The organism is Curtobacterium sp. PhB115 (assembly GCF_003752025.1).
GTDB lineage: Bacteria > Actinomycetota > Actinomycetes > Actinomycetales > Microbacteriaceae > Curtobacterium.
In genome coordinates this window covers 921,510-943,920 of record NZ_RJKR01000005.1, presented here as the reverse complement: position 1 = coordinate 943,920, position 22,411 = coordinate 921,510, and the positions used below count along the sequence as shown (strand labels likewise).

Here is a 22,411-nt window from a genome sequence, read left to right as displayed (position 1 = left end):
CCCATCGCTCCCGCCGTGCATACCGAGGATTCGTCGTCGCCGTCCGGCCCCGAGCACGATGGCACCATGCGACCTCCAACGCGCCGCCGTTCCCTACCAGCACTGCTCCCGCTGCTCGCGATCGGGGTCGTGATCGCCGACCTCGTGGTCGATGTCCCGGCCGCTCGTGCCGCCGCCCTGCTCACCGTCCGCATCGACGGCACCAGCGGCGTCCTCGCCCCCGGTGCTCCGATCGCGTACCGGGTACCCGACTGTCTCGTCGACGGGACGGACTGGCGGGTCACCGATTCGGAAGGCGCGTCCGTCGGCTCGGGATCGCACCGCACGGCTGCGGCACCGACGGCGGCACGGGCGCTCCCCGGCGGTACCGCGACGAAGCCGGGCATCTACCGGCTGACCGTCACGTGCGGTGCCGCGACCGGATCGACGCGCTTCGTGCGCTCGTCGGGGCCCGCCGTGGTGGACCCGTTCTTCGCGTTCAACGTCGGCGGCAGCCCCGGGCCGAAGACCGATGTCCTGCCGACGTTCCGGGCGCTCGGCGGTGGCGGTTACCGGCAGGACCTCCAGTGGCAGGCGGTCGAGAAGGTGGCGGGCCGGTTCGACTTCGCGCCGGTCGACGCCCGCGTGGACGCCTGGGTCCGCGACGCCGACGTCGCTCCGCTGTTCGTGCTCGACTACGGCAACGTGGCGCACACCGGCGGCGCGATGACCCCGCCCGACATGGCCGTGCCGGCCCAGCGCGCCGCGTGGGAGCGGTTCGTGTCGACCTCGGTGCGGCACCTCCGAGACCGGTACCCGGACGCCGACCTGTCGTTCGAGGTCTGGAACGAGTGGAACAACTTCCACGGGTCCTTCCCGGCCACCCCGGAGGCCTACCTGCCGCTGGCGGAAGCCACCTTCCACGCCGTCCGCTCGGCCGACCCGACCGCCCGCGTCGTCGGTCCGGGGGTCAACGCCGTCTCGGCACGTGAGCGCGACTGGATGACCCGCTGGTTCGCACTCGGCGGCGCTCGGTGGGTGGACGCGATCAGCGTCCACCCGTACTCGCAGCCGTGGGCGCCGGAGAACTGTGCCGCCGGGACCGGGTGCATCACCGAGACCCTCGCGGCGCTCAAGGCCCAGGCGAAGGCGAACCCGTCCGCCTCGGGTGCCCCCGCGCCGGTCTGGATCACCGAGGTGGGGTGGTCGGCGACCGGTGTGACCGGTGTGGGCGAGTCCGACCTCGCCGCGTTCCTCGTCCGGACGCACGCCCTGGCGGCCCGCAGCGGCGTCGAGCGCCTCTACACGTTCGAGCTGAACTGGCCGGTGAACGCCGGTGAGCGGACCTACGGGCTCACGCACGACGTCGCCTCCGGGTTCGAACCCCGGCCCGCCGCTGCCGCCTACCTGACCATGCAGCGGATGCTCGCGGGGATGCGCGCCACCGGCAGCCGCACCCGTGACACCACGCGCGAGATCCAGTTCGTGTCGGCCGACGGCCACCGCCACGTGCGGGTCGTCTGGCAGACGGTCGACCGGTTCGCCGACCAGTCGATCGCGATCCCGCTGCCGACGACGGGCACCCTCGTGGAGTCCACCGGGGCGAGCAAGGCCGTGACCGCGACCAAGGGTCTGTTGACCATGACCGCCAAGTGGGCGCCGCGGTACGTCGTCTGGCAGGACTGATGCGGCTCACCCAGCTCGACGGGCTCCGGGGGCTCGCGGTCCTGCTGGTCGTCGCGGGCCACGTCGCCGAGTCCGTGGTGCCCTACGGCGGGGTGGTCGGCGTCACCACGTTCTTCGTGCTGTCCGGCTTCGTGATCACCCGCGGCCTGCTGGACGAGGTCGACGTCCGCGGTCGGGTCGACCTGCGGCGATTCTGGAGCCGCCGGGCAGCACGTCTGCTGCCGGCGTTCGGGCTCCTCGTCGTCGTGGTGCCCGTCCTGGTCGTGGTCCTCGACGACCCGGACCGCGGGGTCGTCGGCTGGCACGTGCTCGCTGCGGTGACGTACACCGCCGACTACGCCCGAGCGGTCGGCGGTGACCTCGGTGTCCTCGGACACACCTGGTCGCTCGCGGTCGAGGAGCACTTCTACGCGGTCTGGCCGCTCGCGCTGATCGGACTCGTCGCGCTCGCCCGGCGTCGCCCGAGGGCCTCGGTGGCACTCCTCGTCGCGATCGTGTCGGCGGCGGTCTGCTGGCGGATCGTCGCCACGGTGGTCGCGCCGTACGCCTGGCTCGCCTACGCGTTCGACACCTCGGTCGCGGCGCTGCTGCTGGGCTGCGGGGCGGCCGTCGCCGTGCGGGTGGGGGTCGTCCGCGCGACCTTCGGCAACCGCAGTGTCGTCCTCGGTACGACGGTGACCGTGCTCCTGGTCGTGGCGACGGTGTGCACCCTGCCGATCACGCTCGGTCCGCTCGTCGGCGTCACACGCTGGGTGGAGACAGTGGCCGTCGCGCTCGCGGCGGTGGTCGTGCTGTTCGCCGCCCGCGGTGGTGTCCCGGCGCTCGACGTCCTGCCGCTCCGGTGGCTCGGCACGGTGTCGTACGGGCTCTACCTGTGGCACTTCGCCCTGCTGCAGCTCCGGCCGGGCGGCGAGCCGATCAGCGGCGTCTCACGGTTGGCGGTCGTCGCCCTGGCGCTCGGCGTCGCGACGCTCTCCTGGTACCTGTTCGAACGGCCGGTCATCCGAGCCGTCCGTCGCCGTGGTCGGCCGCACCTGGCAGCCGACCACGACGGCCTCAGCGCGGTACCGGGCCGCTGAACCACCCCTGCAGTCGTCCCACCAGCTGGTCGAGCTGGTGGTCACGGCCCGGACGGTCACGGCGGAGCGTCGTCGCGCCGACACCGACGACGCTCCGGGCCACCCAGTAGGCGAGGTGGCCGAACTGCCGGTGCTTCCGGAGCGCGCGCGCGAACCCACGGTTGTACCGGCGGACCTTCGCCCGGACAGCGTCGACGTCCGGGTCGTCCCGCCATTCGCGGTGGTAGACGGCGAGGTCCGCGCGGTAGAGCATCCGGTACCCGTGGTCGAGGGCGCGCTGCACGTAGTCGGCTTCTTCGCCGGCACCGAACGGAGTCGCGCAACCGGTGCCGAGTTCCGGGTCGAACTCGCCGACCACGGCGACGACGTCGGCGCGGAAGAACAAGCTGGCGGCAGAGACCGTCCGCGGGATCGTGCGAGGGCGGACCCAGGTGGTGGTCGAGAGCCACCGCAGGAGCCCCTTGTCGCCCTCTGGCGTGGCGATGGTCGCGGCGATCCCGTCGACGTGCTGCCCGTCGTGCGTGCGGTCGAACTGCTCGCGCACCGCCGTGAGGGTCCCCTCGGGGTACCAGCAGTCGTCGTCCGGGAACGCGACGTACCGGCCTCGGAGCTGACGCATCCCGCGGTTGCGGCCCCGGCTGACCCCGCGCACGACGGGCTCGTGGACGTACTCGCCCCGGCCGGCCGCGATGAACGGCTCCACGAGGCTCCGGCAGCGTTGGTCCTCGTGCTGTTCGACGACGGTGACGAAGAGGGACTCGGGCTCGTGCTCGAGCGTCGACAGGCAGCGCGCGAGGTGCTCGGGTCCGCGGACGGTGCTGATCACGAGGTGGAAGGTGCTGTCGGTCCGCATCAGTGGGTCTCCGCTCGAGTGGTGGTCGTGGTCGTGGTCGCGGTCGCGGGTTCGGCGGTGAGTCCGTCGAGGTCGAGCGGCGCGCCCGACTGCCAGGCGAGGAGCCGGTCGGCCAGGGCGCCCAGGGACCGCTGCATCCCGGCGACCGACGCGGCGATCGTCGTGCCGCTCGCGGTGGAGGTACCGGTCGGCGCTCCGCCGTCCACGGCACGGTCGACGGCCTCGGCGATCGTCGACCCGGACGCCCCGACGGTCGTGCTCGGCCGGGTGCCGGTCATGCTCATCCAGAAGTCGTCGCACTTCGAGGCGTAGGCCAGTGGCACGGCGGGGACCCCGAGCGCGACGGCGGCGATCACACCGTGCAGACGTTCCGAGACGAGCACGGTGCACGAGGCGATCGCGCGCATCGTGGCGTGCACGTCGCCCGAGTATTCGTGGATCTCGACCGGTGCGGAGACCCGCTCGGCGAGCTCCCGGGCGACGGATCGGTCGGAACGCGACAGCGCGAAGACCCTGATCGGCAGGTGGTCCCGCGCGGCGCGGCGGTCGATGACCGCCGCGACGGTGTCGAGGTCGAACCGCGTCGTCGGATCGGACCCGAGCGACACCCCGATCGCGGGTGCACCGGACGGGGACACCGGCCGGACGACGGGGTAGAGCAGGGCCGGGTCACCGACGACTTCGGTCGGACCGAGGTGCTGGGCGACCTCGCGCTGGGACAACGGACCCCGGACGCCGGCCAGCCGGAACCGCGAGTTGCGCTTCCAGGCGGGCCAGTCGTACGGCTGCGTCGCGAGCAGGTGCGCGTCCGTGGGCTCGGCGGCTCCGAGCCCGAGCCCGACGACCGCCTCGGCACCGTAGGCCAGACCGGCGCGACACGCATGACCGGCCCAGGTGCCGAAGCCCACCGTCGTGCCACCTCCGAGCAGCACCAGGCGCCGGTGTCCGAGCGTCCGGAGTCGATGGTGGGCGATCTCGGGGGAGCGCTTGACGTACGCGCGGCCGTGCAGTGGCGCCTCGACGTCGAGCGGTGCGTCGAGTGCCGCGCGCCAGGTGTCGTGCAGCAGGTCGTCGCCGAAGTTGTCGTACCCCTGCCAACCGAGGTAGACGAAGTCGCGGGTCATCGGGTCTCCTCCGAGATCGGGGTGGTGGTGGGAGACGCCGACGAGGACGAGGGCGTCGACGAGGTCCGGCGGGCACGCACCCGGCCGACTCGTCGGGGGCTCTCGCTCAGCGGCGCGGACGCCTCGTAGTGGTAGTAGCTGCGCTCCTTGCGTTGGAGCGTGGTCTTGTTGAGCACGACGCCGAGCACCCGCGCCCCGATCCGTTGCATCCGCTCGTGGGCGGCCTGCACATCCGCGCGACGGACGTGGCCGTTCATGCTCACGACGAGCAGGACACCGGAGCAGATCGCCCCGAGGATCGCCGGGTCGGTGACGGGCAACGCCGGTGGGGCGTCGACGATGACGTAGTCGTAGCGGCGCTCGAGCTCGCGCACCAACTCGGCCATGTGCTGCGACCCGAGCAGTTCGCTGGGGTTCGGTGGGACGCGTCCCGAGGCGAGTACCGCGAGCGGGTTCGTGTCCCCGATGGTCTGGATCGCGTCCTCGAGTGCGACCTGACGGGCCAGCACGGTGGTGAGCCCGACGCGGCTCTCCAGCCCGAGGTAGTCACCGATCTTCGGGCGCCGCAGATCGGCGTCGACGAGCAGGACCCGGCCGCCGTTCTGGGCGAGCGTCATCGCGAGGTTGACGGCGGTCGTCGACTTCCCCTCGCCGGGGCGGGCGCTCGTCACGACCAAGCTCTGCGACGAGCCCTCGAGGTTCGTGAAGGTGAGCTGCGTGCGGAGCTGTCGGAAGGCCTCGGCGCGCGGGGTGTACCGGTTCGTGGCGTCGAGCAGTGGGTGGTCGCGGACGGAGTCGTCGATCGGGAACTCGCCCAGGACGCTCGTGTCGATCAGGCGGTGCAGGACCTCGGTCGACCGCAGCCGGGTGTCGAGGACCTCGCGGAGGAGCGCGCCGGCGAGACCGATCGCGAGGCCGCCGAGCAGCCCGAGCGCGATGTTGACCGGCACCCGCGGGGTGAAGGGGGAACCCGCCGGCATCGCCTTCTCGATGACGGAGAGGTGGACGATGGCGCTGCCGGTCCGACGCTCGACCGTCGCCACCTTGTCGATGAGTTCCGCGGCGACGGCGTTGGCGACCGCTGCTGCCCGGTTCGCGTCCGTCGCGGTCGCGGTGATGCTGATGATGACCGTGTCCGGGTCGGTCGTGACGCCCACGGTCCCGCCGATCGCGGCGGCCGGCCCGTGCAGACCGGCGGCGGTCGCTGCTGCCCGTAGGACCTCCGGAGTGGTGGCGAGTGCCGCGTACGACTTCACCCGCGCGGCAGAGAAGTTGTTGCCCTGACTGAGGTCGGAGATGCTGTCGCTCCCGCTGACGGAGACGAACACCCCGGCCTCCGACTGGTACTCGGGGGTCTGGAGCTGGGTCGCGCCGTACGCCGTGGCGACGCCGACGACCACCGCGATGGCGATGGTGAGCCACCTGCGCCGCACGACGTCGAGGAACTGGACGAGCGTCATCTGCTGCCTTCCGGATTGTCTGATCTACTGCATTAGAATATCACATGATGTAATATTGCAGTCGATCACCTCGAACAGGAGCCCCCTCATGCCCCGGATCCTCGTCGTCTGCGAAGGCAACATCTGCCGGTCGCCCTACGTCGAACACGCGCTGCGCGCCGCCCTCCACGAGCACGGCGTCCACGGCGTCCGGATCGAGAGCGCCGGCACCCGAGCGCGGACCGGACTGCCGATGGTCGACCGCTCCGCCACAGCGCTCCGGGACCGGGGGATCGACGCCGACGGGTTCCGTTCCCGCGCGCTGCACGACGTCCCGGCGCTCGCCGCGGTCGACCTCGTCCTGACCCTCGAGCGTCGGCACCGAGCCGACGTCCTCGACCTCGAGCCGTCGATCCTCCGGCGCACCTTCACACTCGCCGAGTTCACCCGGGCAGCGGGCGGGATGCACCATGCGGCCGACGGCGCCACACCGGCGTTCCCCGCGCTCGTCGACTCCGTCCGTGCGGCACGCCTGCCCGGCACCGCGTCCGACTCCGACGACGTCGCCGACCCGATCCGCGGTGACGACAGCGAGCACGAGCGCTTCCGGGCTCGGGTGGCCGGCCCGATCGCCGTGATCACCCGACTCCTGGCCCAGGCGTGAACGCCCACCGCGAACCGGGGCACGAAGCCCGCACTGCCACCCCGGCCCGACCCGAAAGGCGCCGCATGTCCTCCTCCTGGAGCATCAGCCACGACTTCTTCTTCCAACTCGGCGGCGCCGAGCGCGTCAGCACCCACCTCGCCTCCGCCGTGGGCACGGACGACGTGTTCGCCATCGCCGGCGACCCCGCGGTCGAGGCCCAGCTCGGCCTCCGCGGCACCCGGCACGTCGGCGGCCGCGGGTACACGGCGCGGAACTACCGGATGCGCTCCCTTGCGCGGCCCGTGCTCGACCTCGCCCGCCGACCGGTCCCCGGCAACGTGATCTCGTCCTCGTACGCCTTCGCGCACCACGTCCGCGCCGAGGGGACCCACCTCGTCTACTGCCACAGTCCGCTCCGGCAGATCTGGAGCGGCAGCGCCATGTACGGCGGTCGAGCACTCGCCGCCGTGGCCCCGACGCTCCGCGCCCTCGACCGAGCCGCTGCCCGCCGCGCCGACGGGTACATCGCCACGAACCAGGTCGTCGCCGGCCGGATCCGCCGGTTCTACGGAGTCGAGCCGCTCGCGATCGTGCCACCGCCCGTCGATGAGGCGTTCACCCGCGAGGGGCTGCCCGCGGTCGAACGCCGGGCGGAGATCGTCTGGGCCGGCCGCATCGTCGAGCCCTACAAGCAGCTCGGGCTGCTCCTCGACGCGATGCGGGACCTGCCCGACATCGCGCTGGTCGTCGCCGGTGACGGCCGTGACCGCGCACGGCTGGAGGCCACGGCCCCCGCGAACGTCCGGTTCCTCGGCGCCGTCGACACCACCGCCCTCGCCGACCTCTACGCCCGCGCCGCCCTCGTGGTCTTCCCCTCCGAGGACGACTTCGGCATGGTCCCGATCGAGGCGATGACGTCCGGCGCCCCGATCGTGGCGTACCGCGGCGGCGGGGCGGTCGAGACGGTCACCGACGGGTACTCCGGCGTCTTCTTCGACGAGCACACGCCGGAGTCCCTCCGCACCGCGATCCGACGCGCGCTCCGCCTGCGGTGGGACCACGAGGCGATCTCCGCCGACGCCGCACGCTGGAGCGCCGACGCGTTCGCGCACCGGGTCCGGACGGTCGCCGCTGAGCTGGTCTCGTGATCACTGCCCTCGGGGCCGTCCTGGTCGTCGTCCTCGCGGTCACGGTCACGTTCCGCCGCGAGTGGTTGCCGACGGTCCTCGGTGCCACGGCCGCGCTGCCCGTCTCCGTCACGGGCGTCGTCGCCGGCAACGGGATCTCGCTCTTCTACACGTCCGCGATCGTGGCCGTGCTGCTCCTCGCACGGACGGCGCCGCTCCGGACGACCCACTGGACCGCGAACCTCCTCGTGCTCTTCGGTCTCTGGTCCGTCGTCATCACGACCCTCGGCCCGTGGCTCTTCCGCGGCATCCCCGTGCTCTCGTCGCGCGGCGGACTGGACTCGCAGGTCCTCGACCCCGACCGGCTCGGGTACACGGTGTCGACGGTCGCCCAGCTCGGCTACTTCGTGATCGCGCTCCTGACGTTCCTGTTCCTCGTCCGGATCGACGGCGCACGGCGCGCGATCCGGGTCGCGCTCGCCGTCGGGACCGTGGCGAGCGCCGTCCGGGGGATGTCCGTCAAGGCGGGCCTCGGCGCGTTCGAGTGGCTCTTCGACACCAGCCCGAACACGATCTTCGGCGGCTTCACACCGGGACGGCGTGCCCGGGGCATGTTCAGCGAGCCGAGCGAGTTCGCCGCGTTCTCAGTGACCGCAGCGGTCTTCTTCTTCGTCGCCGCTTCCCGGTCACGCGGGCGCGTACGCGCCGTCTGGGCCGCGCTGTTCGTCCTCGCCTGCTCGAACCTGCTGCAGGCCTCCTCGGGCGTCGCGTTCGTCGCGTCCGCCGTGGTCATCGGCGCGGGGCTCGTGGTCCTCGCGGTCCGGTACGTGCTCGGTGGCGGGGTCGGCACCCCGTGGGTGGTGCTCGCCGGACTCGCGCTCGGCATCACGGTCCTCATCGCCGGTCCCACGCTGTGGGCGCCGCTCGCCGCCCTCGTGGACGACAAGATCGGCAGCCAGTCCTGGAACGCACGAACCGGCGGCGACGAGTTCTCGTGGGGTGTCGCCGCCGACACGCTGTGGTTGGGGACCGGACTCGGCGGCAACCGGCCGTCGTCCTTCGCGATGTCGGTCCTGTCCTGCCTCGGCGTCCCCGGCGCGGCCCTGCTGCTCGTACTGGTCCTCGGGGCCGTCGTCGTGGCGTGCCGGACGCGACGGATCGAGTTCGCCTGCGCGCTCCTCGCCCTCCTCGTCGCGAAGACGGTCGGGACGCCCGACCTGTCGACGCCGATCTTGTGGTTGCTGATCGCCGCGTGCGTCGCGGACGCCTGGCGCGTGCGGACGGACGACGTGGTCCGGCCCGTGGTGCCGGTCGCGTCCAGATCCGGCCTGGAGGCGCGGCTCCCCTCATCGGCGCACGGCACCTGACGCAGAACGCCGGTCCAGGGCGTCGGAACGCCACGAAGCCCGCGACGGTTGGTCGCGGGCTTCGTGGTGCTCGTCGTGCTCGGGCGTCAGCGGCGGAGGGGGCGGAGGTACTCGTCCTCGAGCCGCGCCACGATCCGGTCCTGCCGGAACGGTTCCGCGGCGGTGCGCGCCGCAGTGGCGAGGCGGTCGCGGGTGGGAGCGTCGGCCATCCGCACGATCGCTGCTGCGAGGGCGTCGGTGTCCTCCGGGTCGACGAGCAACCCCGACCGGTCGTGGTCGAGCAGGTCCGCCGGGCCACCGGCGTCGGCGGCGACCAGCGCTCTGCCCGCGGCCATCGCCTCGACGACCACCTGGCCGAACGGTTCCGGTCGGCGACTGGCGTGCACGATGGCGTGGCAGCCCGAGAGCTCGGACGCGACGTCCGTGACGTGTCCCGTGAAGTCGACCCGTGCCTCCAGGCCGAGGTCCGTGACCAGCTGCTCGAGTGCAGCGGCGTACGCGCGGTCGCCGTCGAAGAGTGCGCCCCCGACGATGCGCAGCCGCGCGTCGGAGGGCAGGCCGGTGGCGTCCGCGGCGGCGAAGGCGCGGATCGTGAGGTCCTGGCCCTTCCACGGGGCGAGTCTGCCGAACATGCCGAGCACGAGCGGGCCGTCCGGTGCCGGGCCGATCTGGGGCAGGGCGGCCGGGCAGCCGACGACCGCTGCGGTGCGGCCGACGCGGCCGAGCGACCGGCGGGTCATCGCCGAGTTCGCGACGCGGTGCGAGGGCAGCAAGCCGATGGCGGCGCGGAGCACCATGCCGTTGAGTGTGGAGAGGTGGGAGCCGCGCGCCACGTCGTGCACGTGCGCGACCACCGGGATGCCCGCCAGCCGAGCGGCGATGGCACCGTACACGTGCGCCTTGGCGGAGTGCGTGGTCACCACGTCGATGCGGCGGCTCCGCAGGGTGGTGCGGAGGGCCAACGTCGTCCGTGCCGTGGTCCGGAGGGCTCCGGGGACCGATCGGAGCCCCGAGCCGGCCGAGCGATCCCGTGCGGCCTCGCCGAGCGGGACGACGACGGTCTCGACGCCGCTCTCCGCCAGCCGCTGCTCGAGCGGGCCGTGCTCACCGAGGACCACGACCGGGTGGATGCGTCGGGCAGCGGCGGCCACGCGAGCGACGAAGAGTTCGGCGCCGGAGAGCGCAGCACTGTGCGTCACGAAGGCGACGCGCGGAAGACCAGGGTTCGGGCTTGTCATCCATCCAGCATATCAAGTAATATATGAAACACGAGATGGAAATGCCATCCCGACCCCGCCCGAATCGGAGCACCGGATGCGCACCCCGCAGATCACCAGAACGACCGTCGCCGCCCTCGGCGGCATCGCCCTCCTGACCACCCTCGCGGCCTGCTCGGTGTCGAACGCCGACGGCGGCACCGCGAAGTCGAGCAGCAGCCCGACCCCCACCGCCACGAAGTCCGCTGCACCGCAGTACTTCGAACCGCCCGCCGACATCGAGAAGTCGAAGGCCGAGTGCAAGGACGGCGCCGTCACCGTGACGCAGAGCAACCAGGACGTCACCGTCCCGGACTGCGCGAAGGTCACCGTCGATGCGAGCAACAGCATCGTGCACCTCGGCGCGGTGGAGCACCTCGTCGTCACCGGGTCCATCAACGACGTGGCGGTCAAGGCCGTCACCACGATCACCGTGACGGGCAACGGCAACCGGGTCACCTCGGACACCGCCCCGAAGCCGAAGGACTCGGGCGACCAGAACGTCTTCCAGAAGCGCTGACCCGCCCCCGCACCACCCCAGCCCCCGGACGCACCGCGTTCGGGGGCTTCGCCTGTTTCCCCATCGCGACCTGACGGAGTCCACCGTGCAACGAAGCACATCCCCGACCGACCACGCACCCCTGGGGATCTCGATCGTGATCCCCGTCGGCGGTGTCGACGATCACCTCCACGAACAGTTCCGAGCGGTCCGAGCGCAGCGAACCGCACGGCCGATCGACCTCGTCGTCGCTGCGAACCGAGACGTCGCGGCCGTCCGACGGGCAGTTGCCGCGCATCCCTGGCCAGCTGACTGGTCCGTCCGGACCCTCGATGCGAGTGCCGTCCGCGGCCCCGCCCACGCACGGAACGTGGGGTGGCGGCACGCGGACCACGAGATCGTGCTGTTCTGCGACGGCGACGACCTGGTCGACGCGGTCTGGGCCGAGCAGATGGCCGTCGCCGTCGAGGCAGCGGGCACGTGCGGCGGTCGCCTCGAGTACGAGCGCCTGAACCCACCGGCGCTCGCAGCCAGGAAATCGTCCTCGACCGACGCGCTCCCGGTGAAGTTCCGGCACCTGCCGTTCTCCCCGACGTGCGCGCTGGGCGTCCGCCGCGAGCTGCTCGCCGTGGCGGACGGGTTCGACGAAGACCTGGCCTGCGGCGAGGACATCGACCTCTGTTGGCGGCTCGCCGGGCTCGGGGTCCGCATGGTCTTCGTGCCGGGGGCGATCGTCCACTACCGACTCCGGATGGACGCCCGCGGCGCTTTCGGGCAGGCGCTCCGGTACGCCGCCGACGACGCGGGACTCCTCCGGCGGCGCCGCCCGCTCGGTGCGCGGTGGGGGATCAGGGACACGCTCCGACAGTGGGCCGCGACCGTCTTGGCAGTGGCCAGGACACCCACCGGCGCGGAAGCCCGGATCGTCGCCGCCCAGCGGCTCGGCGGAGTGCTCGGCCGGGTGTGGGGGACGGTTCGGTACCGGACGTACGCGCTCTAGACGACGAACGGGCGCCCCTCCGAGTGGAGGGGCGCCCGCTGTGTTGTCGGCTGCTGCTACTGCCCGACGTGCTCCTGCGCGACGTCCTACTTCACGACGGCGAAGCTGCGCTCGACGGCGCCTCCGACGAGGTTGCCCTTCGTCGTCTGCTTCACGAAGAGCGTGTACAGCTGCGGCGTCAGCTGACGGTTCAGCGTGAGCGACCAGTCACCCTGGGCGTTCACCGTGGCGACGCCCAGTGCGCTGCTCGTGCCGTTGACCTTCACGAGGGCGCCGGGGGTTCCGGTGCCGGTGAAGGTGACGGTACCCGCCTTGACCTTCGCGCCTTCGGTCGGCGAGGTCACGACGACCGGGGTCACCGTTCCGTAGTCGAGCGTCGCGGCCTTGGCGGCCGAGACTACTCCATCGACCGTCTGGGTGACGGCGAAGGTGCGGACTCCGGATCCGATGGCCGGGATGGCAACGGAGTACTTGCCGTTCACGGCCGTGACGGATTCGATGACCGACGAACCCTCCTTGACGACGACGGTGGCTCCGGTCTCGGCGTTGCCCGAGATGGTGGCGTCCACGTCGGCTGCGGCCGGGAAGGTGCCCGCGGCGGTGAGCTCGGTGACCTTCTTGTCGCGCAGGACGACGGTGGTCTCGATCTGCTTGGTCAGACCGCCCTTGCTGGTCTGCACCGCGAAGAGCTTGTAGGTGGTGGCCTTGAGCTCACGCGTCTCGACGGTCCACTTGCCGTCCACGACCTTGCCCGAACCGACTGCGCTGAACGAGCCGCGCATGTCGATCTTGGAGCCGGTGTCGCCGGTTCCGGTGAACGTGACCTTGCCGGCGTCGACGACCGCGCCGTTGGCGGGGGAGGTGATTGCCGGGGCGATCGGGTTGCCGTAGTCGAGCGCGCGGGTCAGCGGAGCGGACTCCTTGCCGCCCACGGTCTGGGTGATCGTGAACGAGTTGATCCCGAACTTGGCGTGCTTCGGGTCGACGGCGACGGAGTACTTGCCGGCGACGACCGTCGCGGTCCCGACGATGGCCCCGGTGCTGGTCTTCACCGTGACGGTGGCGCCGTTCTGCGCGGTGCCGCTCACGACGGCCGGCAGGTTGGCGTCCGTGGCGTTGAACGCCGCGGTGGCGGTCAGGGGTGCGACGGCCTGGTCGGTGATCGTGATGGTGATCGCCTGACGCGTCGTCATGCCGCCCTTGGTCGTCTGCACAGCCCACAGGTTGTAGACGTTGTTGCTCAGCGTGTAGTTGACCTTGGCGGTCCACTTGCCGTCGACGACGGTGCCCGTGGCGATGGCGTTGATCGTGCCGCGGATGTCGATCTTGGCACCGGTCTGGCCGGTGCCGGTGAAGGTGAGGTCCTTCTTGTCGACGGTCGCACCGTTCTCCGGCGAGGTGATGTCCACCGCGGTCGGGGTGCCGTAGTCGAGCGAGACCTTCACCGGGGCGGAGACGTCACCCTTCACGGTCTGGGTGACCGAGAACTCGTTGACGCCGAATTGCGCCTTGTTCACCGGGATCGCGACCGAGTAGGTCTTGTCCGACGTCGCCGTGGTGCGGGCGATCTCGTTGCCGAAGGAGTCGCGGACGATGACGGTCGAGCCGGCCGTGGCCGCGCCCGAGATCGTCGCCGGCTTCGTGACGTCCGAGTCGAACGCGCCCTTGGCGGTCAGGTCCACGAAGCCCGCGGTGTTCTTGATGGAGAAGGTCACCGTCTTGCTCGTGGCGTCGCCCTTGAGCGGCGTCTGCTTGACGGTGAGGTTGTACGTGCCGTCGCCCAGGTCGAAGCCAGCCGGGACGCTCCACTTGCCGTCGCTGTCGACCGTGGTCGTCGCCACGACACGGGACGAGCCACGGACCTCGATGGTCGCGCCCTTGTCACCGGTACCGGAGAACACCGGGCGGTTCGTGTCCGAGGTCGAGCCGTTCGCCGGGGTGGTGACGACGAGCGGTGCGACGACGGTGTTCTCGACGGTGATGTCGAGCGAGGTGCGGTTGACCTCGGCGCCGTTGACCTTCTGGATCAGCGTGAGCGTGTTCTTGCCGACGGCGAGCCCGGAGACGTCGGCGTTCCACTTGCCGTCGCCGTCCGCGGTCGCGATCTTCGTCGTGCCGTTGAAGATCTCGGCACCCTTGGTCGCGGTGCCGGAGATCTTCGCCGTGCGGGCGTCGTCGTCGACGGAGTCGACCTTCGCCATGATCGGCTGCGTCGCGGCGCCGATGTCGATGGTGAGGTCCTTGACCTGCACCTTCGCGCCGACGATGTGGAGCACCTGGATCTTGTTGGCGCCCTCCTTGAGGCCCGAGACCGTGTACGACCACGTGCCCTCGTCGCTCACCGGCGAGATGCTGACGTTGTCCACCACGAGCTCGGCGCCCGGGGTTCCGGTGCCCGAGATGACCGCCGACTTGTTGGCCTCGTCGATCGAGTCCACCTTCGCGGTGAAGTCTCGCGAGTCGTCGGACGTGATGGTGACGGGCGACGTGCCCGCGACGGTGAACGCCCCGTTCTGCGTCGTACCGGACAGGGAGAACCCGAAGTCGCGGACGGCAGCACTGGCTCCAGCCGGCACGCTGACGTCGGCGCTCCACCGCATGGTGGTGCCGGAGTTCACGGCGAAGTAGTACCCCGAGTCGGCCATGGTGCCCGTGAACGTCTTGCCGTCGGAACTCACGGATCCGGTGAGACCGAGCGACGCCACAGGGTCCCAGGCGCCGTTCTGGTCGTACGAGCCCTCGAGCTTGGTCATGCCGGCCGGGAACGTGGTCCCGTTCGGCGCCGTGAGGGTCACCTTCGTGCCGGTCATCGACGTGATCCTGGCCGAGGCCTTCGCCCCGAAGAACACCGGCTTCGTCTCGCCCGCCGCAATCGTCGTGGCGGTCCCGACGCCATTCGCTTCGAACCCTCCGTTCTTCGCAGGTGAAACAGCGGACCAATCACCCGCTGCAGTCCACCCCGTCGCGGACGTCCCGATGCCCGTCATCACGACGCCCCCGAGGACTCCTGCGTGATGCTGGCCGGATACGTGTACGCTCCCATCGCTCCGGGCAGCGAATTGTGCACAATTGTTCACGTGAGACGCATTGAGAAAAAACTTCCCAGGGGCCGTCGACCACTGACTGAAGTCGATACACCCTGCGTCACTGCTCAGTCCGAAGCTACCGTTCGAATTCACCCTGACCGCGAGGTACGGGGACTCCGATTCCGCCGCCGCAAGCGTGTTCCACTGTTTGTAGGTCGTCCGACCATCCCAAGTCATGTACGAGTAGTACTTGCCGTCGGTTCCTTTGAGGATCAGTTGGAGGGACTCGTTTGCGCTAGGCGAAGCGGCGGAGGCGGCGGAGGTGCCGAAACTCAGGCCGGAGGCGACCGTCGCGGCGGCGAGGGTGGCTGCGCCGAACACCTTGAGGGTTTTGTGCTTTCGCATGGGTGAGTGCTTTCTGTGATGGCCCGGTGCCGCTGTGTCGGGAGTCCAGGTCGGATAACAGGAGACACGCGGCCCATCGAGAGACTTGCCGCGTGATATCAAAATATCACGTGTGACATTACAAATCAACTCACGAGAACCTGTCGCCTCGGGTGAGAACTTGCGTCGTTCGGACGCAACTTTCAGCTCCCAGAGTTGACGCGCCTCCAGTCCGGAGTAGAGTTGAGTCCATCGGACGCAAGTCCGCAGACTTCAGCATCACGCGCCGACCCGGCGCACCCGACGAAAGGGAGCAACACCACATGGGACGTGCAGTAGGCATCGACCTCGGAACCACCAACTCGGTCGTCAGCGTTCTCGAGGGTGGCGAGCCCACCGTCATCGCGAACGCCGAAGGGCTCCGCACCACGCCGTCGATCGTCGCCTTCACCAAGGACGGCGAAGTCCTGGTCGGCGAGACCGCCAAGCGCCAGGCCGTGACGAACGTCGACCGCACCATCGCGTCGGTCAAGCGTCACGTCGGCACCGACTGGACCACCGAGATCGACGGCAAGAAGTACACGCCGCAGGAGATCTCGGCCCGCACCCTCGGCAAGCTCAAGCGCGACGCCGAGCAGTACCTCGGCGAAGACGTCACCGACGCGGTCATCACCGTGCCGGCGTACTTCAACGACGCCGAGCGCCAGGCCACGAAGGACGCCGGTGAGATCGCCGGGCTCAACGTCCTCCGCATCATCAACGAGCCGACCGCGGCCGCGCTGGCCTACGGCCTCGACAAGGGCAAGGAAGACGAGCTCATCCTGGTCTTCGACCTCGGTGGCGGCACGTTCGACGTCTCCCTGCTCGAGGTGGGCAAGGACGACGACTTCTCCACGATCCAGGTCCGTGCGACCTCCGGTGACAACCGCCTCGGTGGTGACGACTGGGACCAGCGCATCGTCGACTACCTGATCAAGAAGTTCAAGGACGAGCACGGCGTCGACCTGTCGACGGACAAGATCGCCAAGCAGCGCCTCAAGGAAGCCGCCGAGCAGGCCAAGAAGGAACTGTCGTCGCAGATGTCGGCGAACATCCAGCTGCCGTACCTGACGCTGACGGCCGAGGGCCCGCTGAACCTGGACGAGACCATCTCGCGCGCCCAGTTCGAGCAGATGACCTCCGACCTGCTCGACCGCACCAAGAAGCCCTTCAACGACGTCATCAAGGAAGCGGGCGTGTCGGTCAACGACATCGCGCACGTGGTCCTCGTCGGTGGCTCGACCCGCATGCCCGCCGTGGCCGAGGTCGTCAAGTCGCTGACCGGTGGCAAGCAGCCGAACCAGGGCGTCAACCCGGACGAGGTCGTCGCCGTCGGCGCCGCACTGCAGGCCGGTGTCCTGAAGGGCGAGCGCAAGGACGTCCTGCTCATCGACGTCACGCCGCTCTCGCTCGGCATCGAGACCAAGGGCGGCCTGATGACGAAGCTCATCGACCGCAACACCGCGATCCCGACCAAGCGCAGCGAGACCTTCACGACGGCGGACGACAACCAGCCCTCCGTCGCGATCCAGGTCTTCCAGGGCGAGCGTGAGTTCACCCGCGACAACAAGCCGCTCGGCACCTTCGAGCTCACCGGCATCGCGCCGGCTCCCCGTGGCGTCCCCCAGGTCGAGGTCACGTTCGACATCGACGCCAACGGCATCGTGCACGTGTCCGCGAAGGACAAGGGCACCGGCAAGGAGCAGTCGATGGTCATCTCCGGCGGCTCGTCGCTGCCGAAGGAGGACATCGAGCGCATGGTCCGCGAAGCCGAGGAGCACGCGGCCGAGGACAAGGCCCGTCGTGAAGCCAACGAGCGTCGCAACCAGGCCGAGCAGCTCGTCTACTCCATCGAGAAGCTCATCAAGGAGAACGACGACAAGCTCCCCGAGGACGTCAAGTCCGAGGTCCAGGGCGACGTCGACGCGCTCAAGTCGGCACTCGCGGGCGAGGACGAGGACGCGGTGAAGACCGCCTTCGACAAGCTCAACGAGTCGCAGGGCAAGCTCGGTCAGGCGATCTACTCCCAGCAGGACGCCGGCGCTCCCGCAGGCGACCAGCCCGCGGGTGAGCAGCCGGCCGACGACGAGGACATCGTCGACGCCGAGGTCGTGGACGACGAGGACGACAAGGACAAGAAGTAACCGATGACGGATCCCAAGGACAACGTCCCCAACGAGCCCGTGCCGGAAGACTCGGAGCCCCAGGTCGAGGGCGACGCCACGAACGCGGAGCAGCCAGAGGACCTCATCGAGGCGGAAGGCCCCGACGTCGAGGTGCCGAACGACCTGAGCCCCGAGGACGAAGCACTCCTGGCCGACGCCGCTCGCGGCATCGCCGAGGACAAGCTGAGCACCGACGAGCGGGACCTGGTGGCCGAGATGCGTGCGGACATGCTCCGTGCGCAGGCCGAGCTGGTGAACTTCCGGAAGCGCGTCGAGCGCGACCGTGAGGCCAACCGCGAGGTCGCCATCGCCGAAGTGGTGCGGGCCCTGCTGCCGGCGCTCGACGACCTCACCCGGGCCGAGGCCCACGGTGACCTCGCCGAGGGTCCGATGCAGGTCATCGGCCAGAAGATCCGTGGGGGCTTCGACAAGTTCAAGCTCGTGCAGATCGGTGAGAAGGGTGAGTCCTTCGACCCGAACATCCACGAGGCGATCGTCCAGCTCCCCACTCCCGGCGCCACCGGCCAGACCGTGGCGGACGTCGTCGAGCCGGGCTACAAGCTCGGCGAGCGCGTGCTCCGTGCGGCCAAGGTCGCAGTGGCGGTCCCGGCCTGATCCGGAACGGAAGGTAGGTACCAGTGGCCAGTCAGGACTGGTTCGACAAGGACTTCTACAAGGTCCTCGGGGTGTCGAAGGACGCGTCGGAGGCCGAGCTGAAGAAGACCTACCGGAAGCTCGCGCGGCAGTTCCACCCGGACTCCAACCCGGGTGACGCGGCGGCGGAGAACCGCTTCAAGGAGATCAGCGAGGCCTACTCGGTCCTCTCCGACAAGGAACAGCGGCAGGAGTACGACCAGGTCCGTGCCATGGGCTCCGGCGCCCGCTTCACGGCGGGCGGCGGGGGCCAGGGCGGGTTCGAGGACGTCTTCGGTGGGATGTTCGGGCAGCAGGGCGGGGGCGGACAGCGTGTCCGCTTCGGCCAGGGCGGCGCGGCCGGTGCCGGCGGCTTCGAGGACATCCTGGGCGGGATGTTCGGCGGTGGGAACGGCTTCGGCCAGTCCACCGGCGGCTACCGCGGCTTCGGTGGACCGACGAAGGGTCGCGACGTCACGGCGTCGACGACGCTCGACTTCACCACGGCGATCGCCGGCGACACGGTCAAGCTCTCGCAGGGCAACGGCCGACCCGTCAACGTCCGGATCCCGGCCGGGGTCGCGGACGGCCAGAAGATCCGGCTCCGCGGCCGTGGCGAACCCTCGCCGGACGGCGGCGAGGCCGGTGACCTGGTGGTCGCCGTCTCCGTCCGCAAGCACCCGGTGTTCGAGCGCGACGGGCTGAACCTGCGCGTGGACGTCCCCGTGACGTTCGTCGAAGCAGCGCTCGGCGCGACCATCGAGGTCCCGACGCTCGGCGGTTCCACCGTCAAGCTGAAGGTCGCCCCCGGCACGCCGTCGGGTCGCGTCCTCCGCGTCAAGGGCCGTGGCGTCGCGACGAAGAACGGCACGGGCGACCTGCTCGCGACCGTCCAGGTCGCGGTGCCGTCGCACCTGTCGGACAAGCAGCGCGAGGCCGTCGAGGCGCTCGCGGAGGTCCTGCCCGACGAGAACCCCCGCGAGGACATCCTCGCCAAGGCGCGCGACTAGCGCGCAACGCACGAACAGCAAGAAGACCCGCCTGGAGGGTCGGTGCGGCTCCGTCAGGAAGCCGCACCGAGCCTCCAGGCTGGGTTTCCAGACCACGCGGACGACGGAAAGGAACGCGCCATGACCGACATGGACGAGAACTCGCCCGTCTTCGCCATCGCGGTGGCGGCGGAGCTCGCCGACATGCACCCGCAGACGCTGCGGCAGTACGACCGGCTCGGCCTGGTCGTGCCCGGCCGCACCCGCGGCGGTTCCCGCCGCTACTCGATGCGCGACGTCGCGCAACTGCGCGAGATCGCGCGCCTCGGTTCCGAGGGGGTGTCCCTGGAGGGGATCCGGCGGGTGCTCGACCTGGAGAACGAGAACAAGGAACTGCGCGACCGGGTGCGCGAGCTGGAGACGGCCCTCGCCGACCAGCTCATCAACCGACCCGGCGCCCGGGTGTTCGCGGCGACCACGACCGGCGCAGCGGTGTCGCTCCGAGCCGGCGCGCGGCCGCAGCGCAACACGCAGATCGTGCTGTACCGCGGGCCCCACTGAGCCATCGGCTGCACTGAGCCCTCGACTGCACTGAGCCGTCGGCTGTGCTGGTCAGCGTCACGAACCGATGCGCACCGAACCGGCGTTCGTCGTCCCGCTGAACTCCCAGTGCATGCCGTACTGTCCCGCCATCGCGTCCTCCGGGGTGTGCACGAGCGGGGACCATCGCGCGGCCGCGCCCTGCACCAGGCGGAACGTCGTCGTCGTGTCGAGCCGGAACGTCGTCGTGCGGCCGTCCGGTGAGCGCTGACCCGAACGCATCGTCATCGATGCCGCGGTCCGCCAGTCGTCGCCGGGGTTCCGGTACTGCCCGACGAGCGATGTCTGCCCCTCGGCGAACACCGTGCCATCGGGAGCGGTGACCACGAGGTCCGCGCGGATCGACGTGAGCTCCCGGCCGGCGACGATCCCGAACGACACGGGCGTGTCCGTCCCGCGCACGAGGCCGGTGGTCTCGACGGGCAGGACCCCGACGGCCTCGTCGGCGATCGGTTCGATCCGGTCGTCGACGATCCGGAAGCGCTGCAGCTTCTCTGGGCGGTGCGGGAGTTCCTCGCCGTCGCGGAAGGCGGTCAGCCGCGAGCGGGGTTCGGCGTGCCGGACCTCGAGCACCTGCCCGTCCTCGAAGTCCTGCGCGAACGCGGCCGCGACCGCTGTGCCGTTCTCGTCGCCGTCGATCGACCAGTCGCCGAGCGTCCGGCCGTCGGCGGTCCGGAGCGCGAAGCCGACGTACTCCTCGCCGTCGAAGTACGGGTGCGCCGCCGCGGTGCTGACCGGGACGAACCGGAGTGCGCCGGCGAGCGGATCGAGGGCGAGCCACCCGATCGTCTCGTCACCGATGCCCGTGAACCGGATGGCGTTGCCCGGCCCGACCCGCACCGGGGTGGCGAGGACCTCGCGGATGCCGCGGTCGTTCCGGAGCACGACGGACGCCGTCCCGGTGCCGGGTTCGCGCGCCTCGAGGGCGTGGCCGGTAATGTGTGCGGTCCCGATGCCGTCCGTGTTGCCGATGCCCGTCGCGGTGGGCGCCGTCTCGAGCTGCCGCTGCCCGACCGCGACCGGCTCGGTGACGGATGACGGGACACCGACGGGGACGCCGTAGCGCGGGAGCTCGCGCTCCTGGACGGTGTCGGACGCGGCGCCACGGTTCTCCCAGATCGGGGTCGTGAGTGCCGGCAGGTCGGCCATCGCGTCCGCGACGGCAGGGTCGAGCGGGAAGCCCCACTGCCGGAAGAACGGACGGAGGTCCCGGTCGGCGACCCGCGCGGCGGTGAGCGTGAAGGCTGCTCGCTTCGCGTCGTCGTCGTGGACGGTCGCGTCGCCCGTGCGCAACCGGACGCGGAGCTCCTGGTCGAGGGCGGGCCAGAACTGCTGCCCGAACGCGCGGCGGAGCTGGTCGAACATGAGCAGACGGGCCCAGACGCTGTCCTCGTCGGCGAAGCTCCGTGCCTCGACCGGGCGGGCGAAGAACGCGGCGATCGCCGTCTGCTGCCCGTCGAGGCGGTTCGCTCCGAAGAGGCGGTGCTGGACGTCGAGTGCGGACACGTTGTTGACGACCTCGACCATGCCCTTCCAGTTGTAGGCCGGCGGCTGGTAGGTGTGACCGACCTCGTGCCAGAAGCCCCAGAGTCCGCTCGCGCGCATCGTGAAGAGCTCCGACGCGGCAGCGGTGTCGACCTGGAACATGATCCGGTCGTGGCTCGCGTTCGCGTAGCCGGCACCGGAGTCCGGCGAGGCGATGTAGATCCGGTGCGGGGCCTTGCGGGCCGCACCGACGGCGTCGTCGAGGAGCCCGTGGTGCTCGTTCGTGACCTGCACGACTCGGTCCCAGTCCTCCACCCGGGACGCCAGGTCACCGGACATCGTCGGGACCGTGCGCGCCTGGAAGTCGCCGAACACCCGCTCGCCGACGATCGTCGCCATCGGGGCGTCGGGGAACCGCTCGACCTCTGCGGCGAACTCCGCGTTCGAGGTCTGCCCCGTGACGAAGGTCGGGACCGTGGTGCCACCCGAGACGGTGACGGTGGCCGAGCCCGACGGCGCCGTGCTCGACAGGAAGACCATGCCGTCCCGGTCGGCGGTGACCTCGTTGCGGCCCGCGGTGAGGTCCGCCGCGGTGATGCCGACCTCGGCACCGCCGTTGAACGCCGCGTACGGGCCGATGAGCCCGGTCTCCACCCGCATCGTCGGCGCCCCGGACGGCACCTGCACGGTGATCGTCTGCCCCGAGCGGACGAACCGACCGGTCGGCTGGAGACCGCTGTGTCGCATGTTCCGGCCCTCGCGGATGCGCTCGGCTTCGGGTGAGCCGAGCCCGTGGACGAGGACGTCGGTGGAGCGGGTATCGGCGCTCCGGACGATGGCGGTCGGGAGCGGACCGCCGGGGAGCGCGACGGTGGAGCGTTCCGAGGAGCCGGCTGCGGGGACGCCGACGAGGGTCGTCACGAGGACGGACGCCACGGTTGCGGCAGCGGTGACGGCCGGCAGGACGGGCCGGGGGAGGAACGACGACATCTCTTCAGTATTTCACATACCGCCCGCAACGTCGAGGGTGTTCGG

Annotated in this window: 18 protein-coding genes; 12 read left to right on the top strand and 6 right to left on the bottom strand. The window is 70.6% G+C overall.

Annotated elements, in window-relative coordinates; genetic code table 11:
- Positions 1–66 precede the first annotated feature (66 nt).
- Entirely contained in the window at positions 67–1,665 is a 1,599-nt protein-coding gene (locus EDF19_RS04655; RefSeq protein WP_185022675.1) for a GH39 family glycosyl hydrolase, read from the top strand.
- A complete protein-coding gene (locus EDF19_RS04650) occupies positions 1,665–2,744 on the top strand; it encodes an acyltransferase (RefSeq protein WP_123679709.1) in 1,080 nt (359 codons plus the stop codon). The genes EDF19_RS04655 and EDF19_RS04650 overlap by 1 nt, the downstream gene beginning before the upstream one ends.
- Here the strand turns inward: EDF19_RS04650 and EDF19_RS04645 are convergent.
- The 3 genes from EDF19_RS04645 to EDF19_RS04635 are packed head-to-tail and all read right to left on the bottom strand — an operon-like array spanning position 2,722 to position 6,181.
- On the bottom strand, positions 2,722–3,597 hold the full coding sequence (locus tag EDF19_RS04645; RefSeq protein ID WP_123679708.1) for a glycosyltransferase family 2 protein: 876 nt from the start codon (positions 3,595–3,597) through the stop codon (positions 2,722–2,724). The genes EDF19_RS04650 and EDF19_RS04645 overlap by 23 nt on opposite strands.
- Positions 3,597–4,721, bottom strand: a complete 1,125-nt coding sequence (locus EDF19_RS04640; RefSeq protein ID WP_123679707.1) for a polysaccharide pyruvyl transferase family protein — start codon at positions 4,719–4,721, stop codon at positions 3,597–3,599. Before EDF19_RS04640 ends, EDF19_RS04645 begins: the two co-directional genes overlap by 1 nt.
- Positions 4,718–6,181, bottom strand: coding sequence for a polysaccharide biosynthesis tyrosine autokinase (locus tag EDF19_RS04635; RefSeq protein WP_123679706.1), 1,464 nt, complete (start codon positions 6,179–6,181; stop codon positions 4,718–4,720). The genes EDF19_RS04640 and EDF19_RS04635 overlap by 4 nt, the downstream gene beginning before the upstream one ends.
- Positions 6,182–6,269: 88 nt before the next feature.
- On the opposite strand from EDF19_RS04635, the gene EDF19_RS04630 reads away from it, so the two are divergent.
- The 3 genes from EDF19_RS04630 to EDF19_RS04620 all read left to right on the top strand — a co-directional run bounded on the left by EDF19_RS04630 (position 6,270) and on the right by EDF19_RS04620 (position 9,300).
- Positions 6,270–6,824 (top strand): low molecular weight phosphatase family protein, encoded by a 555-nt coding sequence (locus EDF19_RS04630; protein WP_185022674.1) that lies wholly within the window; start codon positions 6,270–6,272, stop codon positions 6,822–6,824.
- Between the two features lie 65 nt (positions 6,825–6,889).
- Entirely contained in the window at positions 6,890–7,954 is a 1,065-nt protein-coding gene (locus EDF19_RS04625) for a glycosyltransferase (protein ID WP_123679704.1), read from the top strand.
- Positions 7,951–9,300: a hypothetical protein gene (locus EDF19_RS04620; RefSeq protein ID WP_123679703.1), complete on the top strand. Its 1,350-nt coding sequence runs from the start codon at positions 7,951–7,953 to the stop codon at positions 9,298–9,300. The genes EDF19_RS04625 and EDF19_RS04620 overlap by 4 nt, the downstream gene beginning before the upstream one ends.
- 86 nt (positions 9,301–9,386) lie before the next feature.
- Here the strand turns inward: EDF19_RS04620 and EDF19_RS04615 are convergent, their stop codons facing one another.
- Positions 9,387–10,538: a glycosyltransferase gene (locus tag EDF19_RS04615; protein WP_123679702.1), complete on the bottom strand. Its 1,152-nt coding sequence runs from the start codon at positions 10,536–10,538 to the stop codon at positions 9,387–9,389.
- 76 nt (positions 10,539–10,614) lie between these two features.
- Between EDF19_RS04615 and EDF19_RS04610 the strand changes: the two genes are divergently transcribed.
- Entirely contained in the window at positions 10,615–11,076 is a 462-nt protein-coding gene (locus EDF19_RS04610) for a DUF3060 domain-containing protein (RefSeq protein WP_185022673.1), read from the top strand.
- A gap of 85 nt (positions 11,077–11,161) precedes the next feature.
- Complete coding sequence (locus tag EDF19_RS04605; protein WP_185022672.1) at positions 11,162–12,055, top strand: glycosyltransferase family 2 protein; 894 nt, start codon at positions 11,162–11,164, stop codon at positions 12,053–12,055.
- A gap of 86 nt (positions 12,056–12,141) precedes the next feature.
- On the opposite strand, the gene EDF19_RS04600 is transcribed toward EDF19_RS04605, so the two are convergent.
- A complete protein-coding gene (locus EDF19_RS04600; RefSeq protein ID WP_185022671.1) occupies positions 12,142–14,865 on the bottom strand; it encodes an Ig-like domain-containing protein in 2,724 nt (907 codons plus the stop codon).
- Between EDF19_RS04600 and EDF19_RS19030 the strand changes: the two genes are divergently transcribed.
- The 5 genes from EDF19_RS19030 (at position 14,855) to EDF19_RS04580 (ending at position 19,852) form a co-directional block, all read left to right on the top strand.
- Positions 14,855–15,070, top strand: coding sequence for a hypothetical protein (locus EDF19_RS19030; RefSeq protein ID WP_185022670.1), 216 nt, complete (start codon positions 14,855–14,857; stop codon positions 15,068–15,070). The two genes, EDF19_RS04600 and EDF19_RS19030, sit on opposite strands and share 11 nt — an antisense overlap.
- 718 nt (positions 15,071–15,788) lie before the next feature.
- Positions 15,789–17,648 (top strand): molecular chaperone DnaK, encoded by a 1,860-nt coding sequence (gene dnaK, locus EDF19_RS04595; RefSeq protein WP_123679699.1) that lies wholly within the window; start codon positions 15,789–15,791, stop codon positions 17,646–17,648.
- Between the two features lie 3 nt (positions 17,649–17,651).
- Positions 17,652–18,284, top strand: a complete 633-nt coding sequence (locus EDF19_RS04590) for a nucleotide exchange factor GrpE (protein WP_123679698.1) — start codon at positions 17,652–17,654, stop codon at positions 18,282–18,284.
- A gap of 23 nt (positions 18,285–18,307) precedes the next feature.
- Positions 18,308–19,312 (top strand): DnaJ C-terminal domain-containing protein, encoded by a 1,005-nt coding sequence (locus EDF19_RS04585; protein ID WP_123679697.1) that lies wholly within the window; start codon positions 18,308–18,310, stop codon positions 19,310–19,312.
- A gap of 129 nt (positions 19,313–19,441) precedes the next feature.
- A complete protein-coding gene (locus tag EDF19_RS04580; protein WP_123679941.1) occupies positions 19,442–19,852 on the top strand; it encodes a heat shock protein transcriptional repressor HspR in 411 nt (136 codons plus the stop codon).
- A gap of 57 nt (positions 19,853–19,909) precedes the next feature.
- On the opposite strand, the gene EDF19_RS04575 is transcribed toward EDF19_RS04580, so the two are convergent.
- Positions 19,910–22,366 carry a M60 family metallopeptidase gene (locus EDF19_RS04575; protein WP_123679696.1) on the bottom strand — a complete coding sequence of 819 codons (2,457 nt, stop codon included), beginning with the start codon at positions 22,364–22,366 and terminating at the stop codon, positions 19,910–19,912.
- Positions 22,367–22,411: the final 45 nt, after the last annotated feature.

Bases quoted from the DNA above. Each gene is read 5' to 3' on its own strand.
- EDF19_RS04655 (WP_185022675.1), top strand. From the start codon at position 67: ATGCGACCTCCAACGCGCCGCCGTTCCCTACCAGCACTGCTCCCGCTG.
- EDF19_RS04650 (WP_123679709.1), top strand. From the start codon at position 1,665: ATGCGGCTCACCCAGCTCGACGGGCTCCGGGGGCTCGCGGTCCTGCTG.
- EDF19_RS04645 (WP_123679708.1), bottom strand. From the start codon at position 3,597: ATGCGGACCGACAGCACCTTCCACCTCGTGATCAGCACCGTCCGCGGA.
- EDF19_RS04640 (WP_123679707.1), bottom strand. From the start codon at position 4,721: ATGACCCGCGACTTCGTCTACCTCGGTTGGCAGGGGTACGACAACTTC.
- EDF19_RS04635 (WP_123679706.1), bottom strand. From the start codon at position 6,181: ATGACGCTCGTCCAGTTCCTCGACGTCGTGCGGCGCAGGTGGCTCACC.
- EDF19_RS04630 (WP_185022674.1), top strand. From the start codon at position 6,270: ATGCCCCGGATCCTCGTCGTCTGCGAAGGCAACATCTGCCGGTCGCCC.
- EDF19_RS04625 (WP_123679704.1), top strand. From the start codon at position 6,890: ATGTCCTCCTCCTGGAGCATCAGCCACGACTTCTTCTTCCAACTCGGC.
- EDF19_RS04615 (WP_123679702.1), bottom strand. From the start codon at position 10,538: ATGACAAGCCCGAACCCTGGTCTTCCGCGCGTCGCCTTCGTGACGCAC.
- EDF19_RS04610 (WP_185022673.1), top strand. From the start codon at position 10,615: ATGCGCACCCCGCAGATCACCAGAACGACCGTCGCCGCCCTCGGCGGC.
- EDF19_RS04600 (WP_185022671.1), bottom strand. From the start codon at position 14,865: ATGACCGGCACGAAGGTGACCCTCACGGCGCCGAACGGGACCACGTTC.
- dnaK (WP_123679699.1), top strand. From the start codon at position 15,789: ATGGGACGTGCAGTAGGCATCGACCTCGGAACCACCAACTCGGTCGTC.
- EDF19_RS04590 (WP_123679698.1), top strand. From the start codon at position 17,652: ATGACGGATCCCAAGGACAACGTCCCCAACGAGCCCGTGCCGGAAGAC.
- EDF19_RS04580 (WP_123679941.1), top strand. From the start codon at position 19,442: ATGGACGAGAACTCGCCCGTCTTCGCCATCGCGGTGGCGGCGGAGCTC.
- EDF19_RS04575 (WP_123679696.1), bottom strand. From the start codon at position 22,366: ATGTCGTCGTTCCTCCCCCGGCCCGTCCTGCCGGCCGTCACCGCTGCC.